General features: G+C 62.6%; 16 protein-coding genes. 12 read left to right on the top strand and 4 right to left on the bottom strand.

Annotated elements, in window-relative coordinates; all coding sequences use genetic code 11:
- Positions 1-23: 23 nt before the first annotated feature.
- Both ROI90_RS17900 and ROI90_RS17895 read right to left on the bottom strand, forming a co-directional pair.
- Complete coding sequence (locus ROI90_RS17900) at positions 24-419, bottom strand: hypothetical protein (RefSeq protein WP_315999696.1); 396 nt, start codon at positions 417-419, stop codon at positions 24-26.
- A 45-nt stretch (positions 420-464) separates the two neighbouring features.
- Positions 465-890 carry a hypothetical protein gene (locus tag ROI90_RS17895; RefSeq protein WP_198979026.1) on the bottom strand — a complete coding sequence of 142 codons (426 nt, stop codon included), beginning with the start codon at positions 888-890 and terminating at the stop codon, positions 465-467.
- A gap of 211 nt (positions 891-1101) precedes the next feature.
- Between ROI90_RS17895 and ROI90_RS17890 the strand changes: the two genes are divergently transcribed.
- From ROI90_RS17890 to ROI90_RS17835, 12 genes are all read left to right on the top strand, one after another.
- A complete protein-coding gene (locus tag ROI90_RS17890; RefSeq protein ID WP_315999695.1) occupies positions 1102-1599 on the top strand; it encodes a hypothetical protein in 498 nt (165 codons plus the stop codon).
- Positions 1600-1652: 53 nt separating this feature from the next.
- Positions 1653-2066, top strand: a complete 414-nt coding sequence (locus tag ROI90_RS17885; RefSeq protein WP_243520545.1) for a hypothetical protein — start codon at positions 1653-1655, stop codon at positions 2064-2066.
- Positions 2067-2075: 9 nt separating this feature from the next.
- On the top strand, positions 2076-2402 hold the full coding sequence (locus ROI90_RS17880; RefSeq protein WP_227610273.1) for a hypothetical protein: 327 nt from the start codon (positions 2076-2078) through the stop codon (positions 2400-2402).
- A complete protein-coding gene (locus ROI90_RS17875; RefSeq protein ID WP_315999694.1) occupies positions 2371-4986 on the top strand; it encodes a VirB4 family type IV secretion system protein in 2616 nt (871 codons plus the stop codon). The genes ROI90_RS17880 and ROI90_RS17875 overlap by 32 nt, the downstream gene beginning before the upstream one ends.
- Complete coding sequence (locus tag ROI90_RS17870; protein ID WP_315999693.1) at positions 4983-6101, top strand: hypothetical protein; 1119 nt, start codon at positions 4983-4985, stop codon at positions 6099-6101. Before ROI90_RS17875 ends, ROI90_RS17870 begins: the two co-directional genes overlap by 4 nt.
- Before the next feature lie 19 nt (positions 6102-6120).
- Positions 6121-6648, top strand: a complete 528-nt coding sequence (locus ROI90_RS17865; protein ID WP_315999692.1) for a hypothetical protein — start codon at positions 6121-6123, stop codon at positions 6646-6648.
- 167 nt (positions 6649-6815) lie between these two features.
- Positions 6816-7580 carry a conjugal transfer protein TraK gene (locus ROI90_RS17860; RefSeq protein ID WP_243520537.1) on the top strand — a complete coding sequence of 255 codons (765 nt, stop codon included), beginning with the start codon at positions 6816-6818 and terminating at the stop codon, positions 7578-7580.
- 27 nt (positions 7581-7607) lie between these two features.
- A complete protein-coding gene (locus ROI90_RS17855; RefSeq protein ID WP_243520535.1) occupies positions 7608-8516 on the top strand; it encodes a DUF4138 domain-containing protein in 909 nt (302 codons plus the stop codon).
- A 12-nt stretch (positions 8517-8528) separates the two neighbouring features.
- Positions 8529-9944 carry a conjugative transposon protein TraM gene (gene traM / locus ROI90_RS17850; RefSeq protein ID WP_315999691.1) on the top strand — a complete coding sequence of 472 codons (1416 nt, stop codon included), beginning with the start codon at positions 8529-8531 and terminating at the stop codon, positions 9942-9944.
- 27 nt (positions 9945-9971) lie between these two features.
- On the top strand, positions 9972-10859 hold the full coding sequence (locus ROI90_RS17845) for a hypothetical protein (protein WP_243520531.1): 888 nt from the start codon (positions 9972-9974) through the stop codon (positions 10857-10859).
- A 4-nt stretch (positions 10860-10863) separates the two neighbouring features.
- On the top strand, positions 10864-11403 hold the full coding sequence (locus ROI90_RS17840) for a hypothetical protein (RefSeq protein WP_243520529.1): 540 nt from the start codon (positions 10864-10866) through the stop codon (positions 11401-11403).
- A 16-nt stretch (positions 11404-11419) separates the two neighbouring features.
- Positions 11420-11806, top strand: a complete 387-nt coding sequence (locus ROI90_RS17835; protein WP_243520527.1) for a hypothetical protein — start codon at positions 11420-11422, stop codon at positions 11804-11806.
- Positions 11807-11903: 97 nt separating this feature from the next.
- On the opposite strand, the gene ROI90_RS17830 is transcribed toward ROI90_RS17835, so the two are convergent.
- Together ROI90_RS17830 and ROI90_RS17825 are read right to left on the bottom strand one after the other, a co-directional pair.
- Entirely contained in the window at positions 11904-13241 is a 1338-nt protein-coding gene (locus ROI90_RS17830; protein ID WP_243520524.1) for a type II toxin-antitoxin system HipA family toxin, read from the bottom strand.
- Positions 13238-13585, bottom strand: coding sequence for a helix-turn-helix domain-containing protein (locus ROI90_RS17825; protein ID WP_243520522.1), 348 nt, complete (start codon positions 13583-13585; stop codon positions 13238-13240). Before ROI90_RS17825 ends, ROI90_RS17830 begins: the two co-directional genes overlap by 4 nt.
- Positions 13586-13677 lie beyond the last annotated feature (92 nt).

Genomic DNA, 13677 nt, shown 5'->3' with positions numbered 1-13677 from the left:
AGAAGGCAACAGGGGAGGGGCGGCTAGCTGACCAGCTGCTCGTGAGCGGCCAGCTGCTCGCGCAGGGTTGCGAGCAGGGCAGAGTCGGCAAAGAGGTAGTGCTCGCAGAGCTGGCCGCTCACGTACAGGCGCACCAGCTCTGTTTCGAAGCCGAACACGCGCAGGTGCTTCTGCACCAGGCGGTATTCTTCGCGCTGCAGGCTGCCGGTTTTCAGGCCCACGCTGGTCGTGTAAGGAAAGCCAAAGGCGGTGCAGGTGGCCCGCAGGCCCCCGTGGGGCAGGCTGCGCAGGCGCAGCTGCACATATCGCCGGGCCTCGTCATAAGCTATGGCCAGGGCCGAATTGGGCAGCTGGGGACCCAGGGCGGCCGGGGTAGTCGCAGGTTTCGCCGGGCGGCGGGAAGCAACGGAAGCAGGCATAGGGAAAAGAGCAACGTGGAGCGGTTAGGCTCCAGGGCCTTTCCGCTAGTTAGGGGATGAAGTGGGCGTAGTAGCTGACGCCGGGGCGTCGAAGGGGGGGTTGTCGAAGAGGTTGAGCTCAGCCTTGAACCGGGTCAGGCTGTCGGGCGAGGTGAAGAGGAAAAAGTGGCGGCGCGACTGGTGCACGATGATGCGCAGCAGCTCGGTGGGGAACTGGAAGTGGGTCATCAGGCGCTGCAGCAGCACGGCCTGGGTTTCCTCCTCCAGCTTTTTGATTTCAATCAGCCGGGCGTAGTTGAACTTGTGCTGCTGGGCCCAGGGCTTAAGCTGCCCGTGCAGTAGCGTGTTGAGGCGGTGGCGGATGTAGCGCAGAACGGTGGCATAGGAAACGATGAGCGCGGGGTCAGGAAAGCCCGCATTGACCGGCTCTACTGGGGTGGTAGCCGGGGGAGTGGGAATAGAAGTGTTCATGCAGCAGCAATTGGAGGGCGCGCAAGGTAGCAAACCAGCTGGCCGTCTGCACTACCGCACTTGCTGCGGGCATTTAACCACGTCGGCTTCTGGGCAATAACACCCGCAAAGCTTCGGCATAACTGCTTCAAAACTTCTCCTAAAGCAGAACTTATACGGAAGTGCTCCGTATAGTTGCCGCAATTGCTCATAAAAAACTTCGACCTGTTGCTTGAAACCCATGCTGTGGTTGGTGCTCTTTCTGCTCTTAGTGGCCCTAGGCGGGCTCTGGTGGCGCTACGCCATGCCAGCTGGCACCGGCAGCGCCCTGGCTCCGCCCGCCCTTGACGGCAACCACGCCTCGCTGCGCACCCGGCACTATCGGCTGGCCGACTTCCAGGATGCGCCGCCGCAAGCGCCTACCGCAACAGCCGCAGCGGCCGACGTGACGGGGGCAGAAGCGGAAGCAGCCCCGGCGGACGCTCCGACGGAAACGGCCGCATCAATCGCAGATGGCAGTCAGGCCGAAGACCAGACCCCCACGGCTACGGCCGAAGCGGGCCAGCTGCCCGAAGGCGCCAAGCACAATTACATCACGGCCCCGGCACCCACGGCGACCGACGCGCACAACCGCGGCGTGGAGCTGACCGCCGCCGAGCGGCGGGCCAAAATGCGCCTGGTGATGAACGAGGCGCTGGAAAACCAACGCGCCGCACCCGCAACCGCCTGAGGCGCGGGCCTTTACGCTCACCCTATTCACCCTTTCACCCTCCTACTTTTTCCATGCAAACACCCCTGTTCACCTCCCTGCGCCGCGGCGCGACTACTGTCGCCGCCCACGGCCTGAATCTGCTGGCGGCCGGCCAGACCTACCAACCCTCCAAGCTGGAGCAGCGCGGCTACGCGCTACTGACGGTGCTGGCCCTCTCGACCGGCGCGGCCCGGGCCCAAAGCGCCGAAGCGGCGCTCACGCAGGTCAAGGAGAAGGTGATTGGCATCGTGCAGGTCATTTTTGCTATCATCCTCATCATCGGCCTGATTCGGGTGGTGATGAAGTTTATTCAAGGTTCCCCCGACGCGCTGGGCTCCCTGGGCTGGCTTGTGGGCGGGGTGTTGCTCTGGTTCGGCTTCCAGCTCTTCAAGGACGACCTGGTGAGTGCCGTGGGCGGCAGCGAGGGCGGGGGCTTGACCAATTAAGCCGCTGCCATGCGCTCCTATAAATCCATCGAGCGGCCTGCTCAGGTGCTGGGTATGAACCTGCAGGACCTGGGCCTGCTGGTGGGCCTGTTCATCGGCTCCGTGCTGCTGCTCGGCTTTCTGGGCATGGCCGTCAAGATTCCGCGCATGGTCTACCTGCTGGTCATCCTGTCGGAAATCGGCCTGCTGCTGGGCCTGCGCTACCTCACCCGGACGCAAGCGCCGGGCTTCCTGATGGGGTGGCTCTCCTACACCTTCATTCAGCCCCGCCGCCTGGCGGTGGGGCTATTACCCCTTCCCGCTCATGGCAAAAACACCCAAAACAACCGCGTTTAACGCGGTGATGCCGGTGCATTCCTTTGAAGAGAACAAGGTGGTCTTCAAGGACGGCCGCGTCGCCGTGGGCTTCGTGATTGAGCCGGCCGAAATGGAAAGCTGGACGGTCGAAGACTACGACGCCTTCCAAACGGCGCTTGTGGGCGTGCTGCGCCCGCTGCCGGTGGGCACCATCGTGCAGAAAACCGACATCTACTACGACCGGCCCTACCGCGAAGACAAGACCCAGCAGACCTACTTCGAGGGCAAGATGAACAAGCACTTCTTCGAGCGGCTGGTGCTGTTCCAGAAGTCCTACCTGTTTCTATCCTTCGCGCCGGTTGCGGTGAAAACCACCCGTACCAATGCCGTGAATGCCCTGGTGGCCCGGGCCGGGGAAGCCCTCATCAAGAACCCCTTCGCGCAGCTCGTGCACACCCTGGAGGTGGCCGAGGCCAGCGCCGTGGAATTCACCCAAGGCCTCAAGAACCTGGGCGGCGTGGCGTTTGAGCGCATGAGCAGCCGCGAGATGCACCAGCTCTACCTGCAGTACTTCAATCTCAACTTCGACGGCCAGCCCACCCGGCAGGAGCGCGAAATCGGCAACGACCTGGGCACGCTCAGCGTGGGCGAGCACAAGGTCAACATACTCTCAATGGTGGGCCAGGGCAGCGAGGCCCACGCGGCGGTCAAGAACAGCTACGGGGTGACCGCGCCCATGCTTTACCCGCTCACCCACGTGCTGCAGTGCCCCCACGTGCTGACGCAGGCCCTGCTCGTGCAGGACACCCGCGCCGAGCTCAGTTCGCTGGATACCGACCGCAAGCTCAACGCCTCGCTCTCGTTTCTCTCCACCCAGGACAATGCGCTGCGGGCGGCCGAAGTTGAAGAGTTCACGGCGGAAGTACGAGCCGAGAACAAGCAGATTGTGGGCCTGCACCTCTCGCTGCTGCTCTGGGACACCAACGACAACAGCCGGCGCGAAAACGTCGAGAAGGCCACGGCGGCGTTCCGCTACATGTTCGGCACGGAAAGCGTGGTGGAAAGCTATTTGGCCCTGCCCGTGTTCTTCGGTTTGCTGCCCGGCAACGCCTGGCAGGTGCCGGACCGCTGGCTGACCTGCTCTTCCGACCGTGGGGCGTGCTATACCCACTGGACGGCTACCTACAAAACCGACCCGGTGGGGGAGTACCTGACCGATAGGTTCCGCAACCTGGTGCAGGTAAACCTGTTCAACACGGCCCTAGACAACCAGAACGCCATTGTCATCGGCCCCTCGGGCTCGGGCAAGAGCTACACCTTCGGCAATTTGATTGTGCAGCGCTTCGAGAAGGGCGCCCGCCAGATTATCATGGACGTGGGCGGTACCTACCGCAACGTGCTGCAGTCGCTCAACGGCGAGGACTTCGACAACACCTACTTCGAGTACGACCCCACCCGTCCGATTGAGTTCAACCCCTTCATCGTGCCCCGCGACGCGTCGGGCAAGTGGCTCTACAACGACGAGAAAACCAACTTCCACCTGGCCCTGCTGGCTGCGCTCTGGAAGGGCGGCAAGGATACCGGCCTTGACAAGTCGGAACGGACCATTCTGAGCCGCTTTCTGATAGAGTATTATGCCTGCCTGAACGAGAGCGACCGACTGAATCAGAAGGATGAGGAGTTTCCGGGAATGGAAAGCTTTTATAAGTTCGTCGAGCAGTTCGACCACGAAATGCAGAAGCCCGTGGCGGTGCCCGGCGAAGGGCAAGAAGCTGACCCACTGGACGGGGCACGCCGGCAGTACCAGAAAAACCTGAAGTACATCGACATGCACCAGTTCTTTCTGGTGCTGGGCCAGTACATCACCGGCGGCCGCTACGAGCGGGTGCTCAACGCTCAGCGCGACGTGGATTTGTCGGAGTACCGGCTCATCTGCTTTGACCTGGCCAAGGTGCAGGCCGACCCCGACCTGTACCCGGTGGTGGCCATGCTCATCACCGAACTGAGCCTGGACCTGTTCCGCAAGTTTCCCGACGACATCAAGTACATCGCCCTGGACGAGGCCTGGACCATGCTCTCGGGGGTGCTCTCGGAGTTCATTGAGTCCATGTACCGCACCATCCGCAAAACCAACGGCTCGGTCACCATCATCACCCAGGGCATCACCGAGATTACCAGCAGCAAGATTGGCCCGGCCATCATCAACAACTCGGCCACCAAGATTATCCTGCGCCACGTCAACCCCGACTCCTTGGCGCAATTGCAGCCCCCACTGGGGCTAACCGGCCACGAGATGGACCTGATTAAGTCGGTGCGCTCCACGGACGCACTGCGCGAAATCTTCATCAAACAGGGTGCCAAGGGCAAGATATTCGGGGTAGAAGCTTCCCCGCAGCTCGATGCTATTCTCACCTCCAAGCCCGTGGAGCGCAACTACCTCAATAAGCTGGTGAAGTTCTACCAGCAAACCAACCGCAAGCCGGTGCTCGACAAAAGCGGCCGGTTGCAGCTGGACGCCGAGGGTAACCCGCAGTACGAGCCCGTGAAGGTGCAGCGTCTCGACTATGCGGTGGACCAGTTTGTGGAAGATAAACAGGCCCGCATGGGCGTGCTGGCCCAATGAGCGGCCTCTACCTGATGGTCGCCTACGGAGCCGACCCGACGTTTCTGAGCGCCTGCGACCAGACCCTGCAAATCGTGCTGCGCGCCTGCCGCTTCATCACGCCCACCTTCATGCTCATTGCCCTGCTCTACACGGTCGGGCGGGGCTTCCTCTCGGGTCACGGGCTCTCCATGGACTGGGGTCCCATCCTTAAGGCGGTGTGGATATTCTTCCTACTCTTCTTCTACCAGGAGCTGATTGACACGCTTAGCTCGGGGGTCGCCAATTTCACCCGGCTCTTTGCCACCCCGGACGGCTCGACGGCCGCCTCGGCGCTTGGCACCACCATCAGCAGCGCCGACACCCTCTCGCAGAAAACGGTGGTCGAGCAAGGGGTGGACGAAATCAGCAACCTGCTCAAAACCATCACCTCTTTCAGCTTAACCAACATTCTGCTGCAGCTGGTGACCGGGGAAGTGGTGCTGCTAATTCGGCAAATCATGCAGTTCATCCAGCAGTTCATCCTCGGGTTCCTGTTTGTCTGCGGCCCCATTTCCATCTGCCTGTCGGTCATTCCCTCCTTCGGCCAGCTGGCGATGAAGTGGCTGCAAAACTTCCTGGCCGTGCAGTTCTGGGGGTTGTCGTTTGCCCTGTTGGACTTGCTCTACACTTACTACACATCCTCCAATACCACGTTTGGCGGGGTGTTCGCGGGGCCGGCAGCCGTCGAGCAGGACACCAAGCAGTTGGTGGTGTCGGTCGCTTTCATCATGCTCTACCTCATGGTACCCTACCTGACCAGCCTCATCATCGGCTCCTCGGCCGCACAAAGCTTTGTCGGCTCGGTGGTGGGCATGGCCGCTTCGGCAGCTGCGGCGGGGGCCGGCGTCTCGGCGGGCATGAACGGCGGCGGGCACGGCGTATCCGGCGCCATCGGCCGCGCCATGGGCGGCGGCAGCAAAGCAGCCAGCGGCAGCGCGGGCGGTGGCGGCGGTGATGGTGGTGGCAGCTCTGGCGGCGGAACACCGTCACCAAGTGGCGGCAGCTCGGCTTCGGCGGGCCTGCCCACCATCACCATGTCAGACGCGCTGAACCCTTCCTACCGGCAACGGCCCTCCGGGCTGTGGACGGTTTAACCAATCCTTCCTTTTTCTGATGAACCATTCAACCCGTTACCTGGCCCTGCTCGCCCTGGGCCTGGCCAGCGCCTGCCAATCCCAGGAGGAAAAGGCGGCCACGCACCTTGTCGACGCGCTGCAAACCAACGCCAACAGCCCTGCTGAGCAAGCCAAAGCGGAAGCCTGGAAAGCAGCCACTACGTTGCCTCCGGCCCTGCCGGCGTCAGCAGTGAACGTGGAGCCCGGGGTAGCGCAGATGCTGCCCGAAGAAGGGTACCTGGAGCTGGTTTCGGTAACCAGCCAGGCCCCGGTCGCGGCCATCCTCGCCCTGCCGGCCGGCTTGCGAAGCGCCCAGCGGGGCTACCCCAAAGTAGGACCCGGCTACTGCATCCCTTTTGCGGTCGTGCTGCGCTGGAAGCCGATGGGCTTTGGCAAGAGCAAGCCCGGCATCGGCAAGCTGCAACTGCCCTCCGCCAAAGACTCACTGCGCGGATTTTTCATCAGCGACATCGACCGGGGCGGCCAAGTGGTGCCAATGCGGCCCGCGCAGCCGGTCACGGTTTAGGGGGTGCTCTACGCTTATGCCAGCCAGGATGGCGGCAAAGACGCCGGCTTACTAACCTACCCCTACCGGGGCCTGCAAATCTCCCTGCCCCTGGCCAAATAAGGGGCCGTGGGGAAGAAAATCCCAGCCTCCTACATCCCCTCTTGATGACTTAAACCGCATTTTAAATGGATTCTGCCAAAAACCTAAGTACCTCTTTCTCCACCATGCGCAACCTTGCCATGGGCAGCGTGCTGGCCCTGCTGCTCGTGGCCCTGGCGGCGGGTTTCCTGGTGTACCGCGCCTATGAGAACAGTGGCCGCCGCGTGTACGTGGTCGGCCAGACCGGCTCGGTGGCCGCCCTCTCCGCGCCGACTACCGAAACGCACACCGCCTACGAGGCCCGCAACCTGGTGCGCAACTTCATGCTGACCATGTTTGGGCACGACCAGTACACCTACAAAACCAACCTGGATGCCGCCCTGCCGCTCATCGAAGGGCGCGGGGGCCGGCGCATCTACGACGGGTTCACCCGCGGGCAGGTGCTGCAGAACTACGAGCGCTACGCCGCCCGCAACGTGGTGACGGTGGACAGCGTGCTCGTAGATATGAACCACCGTCCCTGGTCGGGCCGGGTATACATCAAGCAGCGCATCTTCATTGGGGGCGAGCAAAAGGAGCCCCTGCCGCTGGCCGCCAAGTTCAACCTGGCCGAAACCAACCGCTCGGATGCCAACCCTTACGGCCTGCTGATTACCAACTTCGACTACATCCCCTACAACCCCCAGGTGTCGCGCGAGGAGCTGCAAGCCCTAAAAGAGCAGGAAGCTGACCGGCAGCGCGCCCTGCAGGAAGCGCAGCGCAGCGCGGGGGTGGGGGCTCCCGACGCCGGCATCGCCCCGGTCTCCCCAGTGGCCCCTGGTCAGGCCTCGTCTGCTACCCCCGGCAAATAAGCTTCTCCCATCCCAACGCCTATTCCTATGTTTTCTAAACTTCTGCTGGCCCTGGGCCTGCCGGTGCTGCTGGCCTCGGCCAGCTCCGCGCAAACCACTTCTGCCCCGTCGGCCCTGCTGCGGCCGTCCTCCTCCGCGGTGCCCGCCGCGCCCACGTTGCTGGACGTGGCCGTGTCGGACAGTTCCACCACCTACCTCGTGTTCAGCGGCCCCGTGTCGCTGGTTGATGTGGGCATGGCCAACAACTACCTGGTTAAGATTGAAGCCAACGCCGTGTTTGTGCGCGCCCGCCGCAAGTCCGCGCCGCCAACGCCCATGCTCATCCGCTTTGGCAGCAAGTACTGGATGGGACGACTGGTGTACGTGAACCGACCCGTGCTCCAGCTCTACGACTTCCAAAAAGACGGGGCCCTGGGCCTAAACTATGGTGCTGGCTCCGTGTCGGGCTCGGCTCCTGAGAATGAGCTGGCACTGGACAAGGAGCGGGAAAAGAAAGCCGCAGTGGAAGGCAAGCTCACCGCGCTGCGCAAGTCCAAGGAGGAGCACCAGTCGGTGGCCGTGGTCGACAACGACCTGGTGCTTTCGCTGGCCAACGTGCGCAACGACCGGGACTTTACCTACCTGCGCTTTAAAGTCATCAACCACTCGGCCATCGACTACAACGTCGATTTCACAGACTTCCAGCTGGTGGAAAACGCCCAGAAGAAGTTTCTGGCCAAGAAAAAGAACGAGGCGCGCCGCCCACTGGCCCCTTCCGGCGGCGGGACCAATCAGGTTGTGTCGGGCCGCACCACCGGCTACCTCACCTACGCCATTCCGCTCTACGCGGCGACCGACCGGGGTTACCTGGAAGTGACGCTGCGCGAGCTGAACGGGGCCCGGGTGCTGGTGCTGCCGGTGCCGTCGCGGGTCATCAATCGGGCCTCCACCATCTAACCCTGCCTTCTTATGGAACCTGCAAACCCACATACTCAATCTCATTCCACGGGCTCAGCCGACCACGACGACCACGGACGCCTGGGAGCGGACCGGCCCGCTGCTGACCAGGCGAAAGCAACTCCGCTGGGGCTGCTGCGCAACAACTGGATACCCCTGACCGGCCTGCTGGTCTTGCTGGTCGCCGGGGGCCTGTTCCTCTGGCTGCGCTCGGCCACGCAGGCCGCCCAGCAACAAAAGGAAGTCGTGGCGGCGGCTTCGGAAAACATTGAGCCGGAGATTAAGGCTGCGCCCACCGAGCCAACCGCCCCTGTTTCGCCTTCGGCGCAAATCGAGCAGCAGCGTCGGCTGGAACAGGAAGCCCAGAGCACGCCGGTACGCCCCAACACCGATGAAGTAGTGGAAGCCTTTGTGGCCGATACCCTGGGTCAGGCCCTGCGCCGGAAGCGGCGGGCCGCGGCGGCCACCCTGGCTGCTCGCCGCCATCAGAAGGAAGCCCGCTTGGCCGCGGCTGATGTGGACACCATTGAAACGACCCTGCAGGACCCCACCACGGGTTCTTATCACGCGCAAACGCTGGTGGTGCCCCGGCGTCGCCCCGGCCAGGTAGTAGGCGCTTCGGCCCGCCAGGCGAACTACCGGGCTGGGCGGGGCCTACGGGCCGGGCTGCTGCCTGCGACCGATACCGACGGCACCCCGTTTGAAACGGACCCGGACGTGCTGGCCATGCTGGGCTCCTCGCCGCCCGAAACCCGCGCCGCCTACGAGCGCATGACCGGCAAGCGCTTTCGTGACCCTAAAGCGGCCGCGCAAACCCTGGCCAATCGTGCTAACGCTGCCGGCAGGGACGGCTTTAACACCGTCAAGGTGGGCAACTCCGCCCGAATGATGGCCCAGGGCAGCCAGGCCGAGCTCACACCGGACGTGTTCTTCAAGTGCGTCATTAACGGGGAGCAGAAGGTGCGCACCGGCTCGGTGGTCCTGCTGCGCCTGCAGGAAGACGCGGTGGTGTCGGGCGTGACCTTCCCCAAGAATTCCGTTTTTGCCGGCATTGCCAGCGTGGGCACCAACAACGTGATGCTGGAAGTAAACCGCCTCGGGCCCACCAGGGTCGCGGCCAGCATCTACGACTACAACTACCTGCCCGGCATCATGATTGACCCGGTCAAGCGGGTCGCCAAAGATGCCAGCCTTGCCGGCCAGGACCTGCAGCAGCAATCCATGCAGGAAGTGAGCACCGCCATCGACCGCTCGGCCTCGGCCGCCAACTCAGTGGTGGGCGTGGGTGGGCGCGTGGCCATGAACGTGTTAAGCCGCCCGAAAACCCGCACCAAGCTGCGGGAGGTGCTGCTGCCCGATGGCTACCCCATCCTGATTACCACGGCGGCCGCCGGCCAGTTGGGACCGGACACGGCGTCGGGACGCTAACCCTTTCCATTCACCAACTCTACAACCATGAAAAAGACTCTTTTTCCGGCCCTGGTGGCCGTCGCGTTGCTACTTGCTCCGGCTAGTCGGGCCCGGGCGCAGATGGTCGTGAACGACCCGGTGCATATGGGCGTGCACATCGGGGATTTCGCCAAGCGTCTCGCGCAATGGACCGAAACGGTCAAAAACTACCAAGTTGTCAAGGATGCTCGTCAGATTGCCGGTGTTACCAAGGACATTACCGGCGAGGTTCGCAGCCTGACACAGGAAGCCCTGGACTTGCAGAAGCAGGTGCAGGCGGACCTACGGAAGGTGCAGAGCATTCAGGACCTGCGGCTCTCCAACCCGCAGGAACTGTTTGCGCGGGCCCTGGCCATGTCCGGCCGGAGCCAAACCAACCAGATGATGCCGGTTTACGCCAAGGCCCAGCGCCTGCGCCAGGCCCTGCAGCTGACCAACCCCGCGCAGGACGTGAACACCATGTACGACGTGTTCTCGCGCTTCGGCACTAGCTCAACCGACCCCAACGGCAACCTGACCAGCGACCAGTACCAGGCCAAGCGCGAGGAGTCGACGGTTTCCCTTTTTGCGGCCGAGGAGATGATGGCCAAGCGCAAACTGGCCATGGCCGTGAACTACTACAAGATTGCCGACGAGATGACCGCGCAAAGCGTGGAGATGCAGGCCACCCTGAAAAACCCGGGCCGCTACGCCATGACGGAGGGGGAGCGGATGGCCGCTCTCAACTCCTCCAACGACAACATGATTAAGGCCATGCAGCTGCGCGAGCAGGGGGACCGATTGTTCATGGAAGCCTCGCAGGCGGGGCCGGCCCACCAGGCCGCTGAAGCTGTGTACGCCTCGACGCTGAGCCGGAATGCGCTCATTAAAATGGACCGAAACAGGCCGCGCTAGCCCTATGAAAAAGCTTCTTTTTATTGTGCTTTTGACTGCCGGGGCCGGCATCTTGCCGGCCTCCGCGCAGCGCCACGTTAAACATCTGGCCGCCTGGGGCGCCCACGTCGGCCGCTCCGAAAAGGGCGACTACTACGAGCTGAGCTATACGCCCATGCTTACCAACCGCCTGGCCCTGCGCCTGAGTGGGGGCTACGAACACGGCACGCTGCCGGCGCGCGGGGAGTACTCGGTTTACCAGGGCCGCGTGCTGCTCTCTCCCCAACTGTTCCGCCTTGGGGAAGTGGCCTATTTCCATCTGCTGGTGGGGGCGGGCGCCGGCTACGAGTGGACCAACCAAAACCGCAGTGGGGAGCTGGCTACCGGGTCGGGTGAGCCCCAGCGCTTCACCTATGGCCCGCAAGCCGGCCTCGAAGCCGATGTCTTCCTGGGCAACCGCCTCTCCCTGGTGGCCACCGGCACCAAGGGCTACCTCTTCAATAACCCGCTCGTCGACCGCTGGCCGGGTATGGCCAGTGTCGGCCTGCGCTATCACTTCCGCTAACTCTCCTTTTTGAACTATGAAACGACTTGCCTATCTGCTGCTGAGCTGCGCAGCCCTGACTGCGGCCTCCGGCTGTTCAAAAGATGACGCTACTCCCACCGGACCGAAAGAATACCAGGTAGAGTACAAGGTCACCTCGAACGCCCCGGTATCGGATTACCTGAGCTACACCAACGAAAGCGGCGGCAACACGACGCTCAACAATACGCCCCTCCCGGCCAGCTACCGGTTTAAGCGCACCATGAAACGGGGCGACAACCTGACCATCCTGGCCAGCATCGACGGGGGCACGGCAGCATCTGAAATCACCTGCGCTATCCTACTAGATGGCAAAGAGGTAAAGAAGGAAACAGGACGTGGCGTCGACGCGCAGGCCGTGCCCGTGTATGTTATTGGGCAGTAGGGGAGGTAATTTCTGCTACTCGCTCCTTTGAAAATACCGCCTTCTTGGCACTTGAACCCTTGCTGAGCCCTTCGGCATCCTAGCAGTACTGATACTGTTAGGACGCCGAAGGGCTCAGCTGATTAAGGTCCTTGAAGAGCGGTAGGCGGTGCGTTTCGGCAATAGCCTGTTGCTGCTTTTTCGGCACGTCCGCTTCGGCCGCAAACGTGGGCCAGCTAGCTACCGCGTCGACTACCTGCTGGATTATCTCCCGGGGCTTTTTCACCTGCACGTTCTTGGCCAGCTGCAGGAAATCCTCTGCTGTAAAATCATCGACCTTACCCGCCAGCGACATCTGGTGCTGACTGGACCATTCGCCCGTGGGGTTGTAGGAATACGTCACGTCGTACGCTGGGGACAAGCTCCACTTGCCCGCCGGGTTCATCAGGAAGGAAATGTTCTTGGTGTGGTCGTCCTGGTTGCGCGCCACCACGTTGAACACCATGCGCCGGTAGAGCTCCTCCACGGCCGGGTGCGGTAGCTGGAGCTTCCGCAAGACCTGAAAGGCCTGCTCGTAGGTGTAGAGCCCGGGCTTGTTGTAGTCAAAGTGAGCCAGCCCGCACAGCGTTTGCATGTGCAAGCGCTGGCTGCCGTCCACCCGGTCGAAGCGCCGTGTCATGAAATGCGCCCGGCCGTTCTCTTCCAGCAACTGGCAGTCGGTCATCTGCAGGCCCGCCTGCCGGGCCATCAGGTGGTAGGCGTACTCGATGCGGCCGTACCCGGCCGGGTCGCCTAAGCTCGCGTTGGTCACCCCGTCGAGCTTGAGCAGCCAGTGCGCAAAGCCTTCGGGGGCATCGACCTGCCCGGAGCGGACTTCCTTAGTAACGGAATTATAGGCAATAACGGCCTTGGCGCGGGCGCCGCCAGCGGAAGTGCCCACGCTGATGATTTCCGCCAAGCCCTCGGCGGCGTTGGTGGCCAGCGACGTGTGCAAGCCTTCCCGGTTGGTCAGTACCTGCCGGGCAAATTTCACGAGCTCGCCCACTTCCAGCGAGGCGCCTTTCTCCAGCGCGGGCTGCGAGGCCGGTTCGTACACCAGCGCGCCCATGCCCCGGTGGCCGAGGTAGCATAGATGTTCCACGGGCGTAAAGGAAGCCGCGTCCCGCCCTTTAGAAGCCAGCCAGGCGTCGATGAGCTGGCGCCCGTACCGGTCGGGCAGGCTGTCGGCCAGCAGGCCGGGCAGGCCCTGGTAGGTTTCCCGGTTGAGCGTGGCAAAATCAAATTTGCGCGATTTCCGTCCCACTGGCAGCGGCATGATAATGGGCGCTAGCTCCAGTCCCGTGCGAACAAAGGAAGGCTCGTATTCAAAGACGCCAATGCGCCGTTTTTCATCCCACAACACGGCTCCTACAGGCTTGCCCCAGATAGATACCGTGGCAGTTATCAGCGCACTCATAATCCAGTTGTTGAAGCGTCCTCGTTGCGGCGGCTGGCCCGCTGCCGCTGCTGGCGCGCCAGGCGCGCCGCTTGCAAGGGGCTGATGGTGGCCGACTCTTCCAGCACTTCCAGCACATCGAGCCGCCCCAACGCGCGCAGCAGCTGCACCAACGTGAGCGTGGAAGCGGGCCGGCCGTTTTCGACTTGGCTGATGGTCAGCCGACTCAAGCCCGTCTGCACCGCCAGCTCCTGCTGCGTAATGTCCTGATTCAGCCGAATAAGCTGCAGGTTGCGGCCAATTTCTTGCACCGCGGCCACGTCTGACAAAGCGTACCAGTCCATAATGATGCGTTTAAGCAGCATTAACTGCCAATCTTCCAGTTAATGCTACGCAAAGATAGCATTAATAAGGCCTATTGCAAACAACCAAGTGCCCTATTAATGATACGCATACA

The sequence above is a fragment of the Hymenobacter endophyticus genome (assembly GCF_032464715.1).
GTDB classification, from domain to species: domain Bacteria; phylum Bacteroidota; class Bacteroidia; order Cytophagales; family Hymenobacteraceae; genus Hymenobacter; species Hymenobacter endophyticus.
Note: the sequence above shows the minus strand (reverse complement) of the source record. Positions and strands in the feature narration are given on the sequence as shown.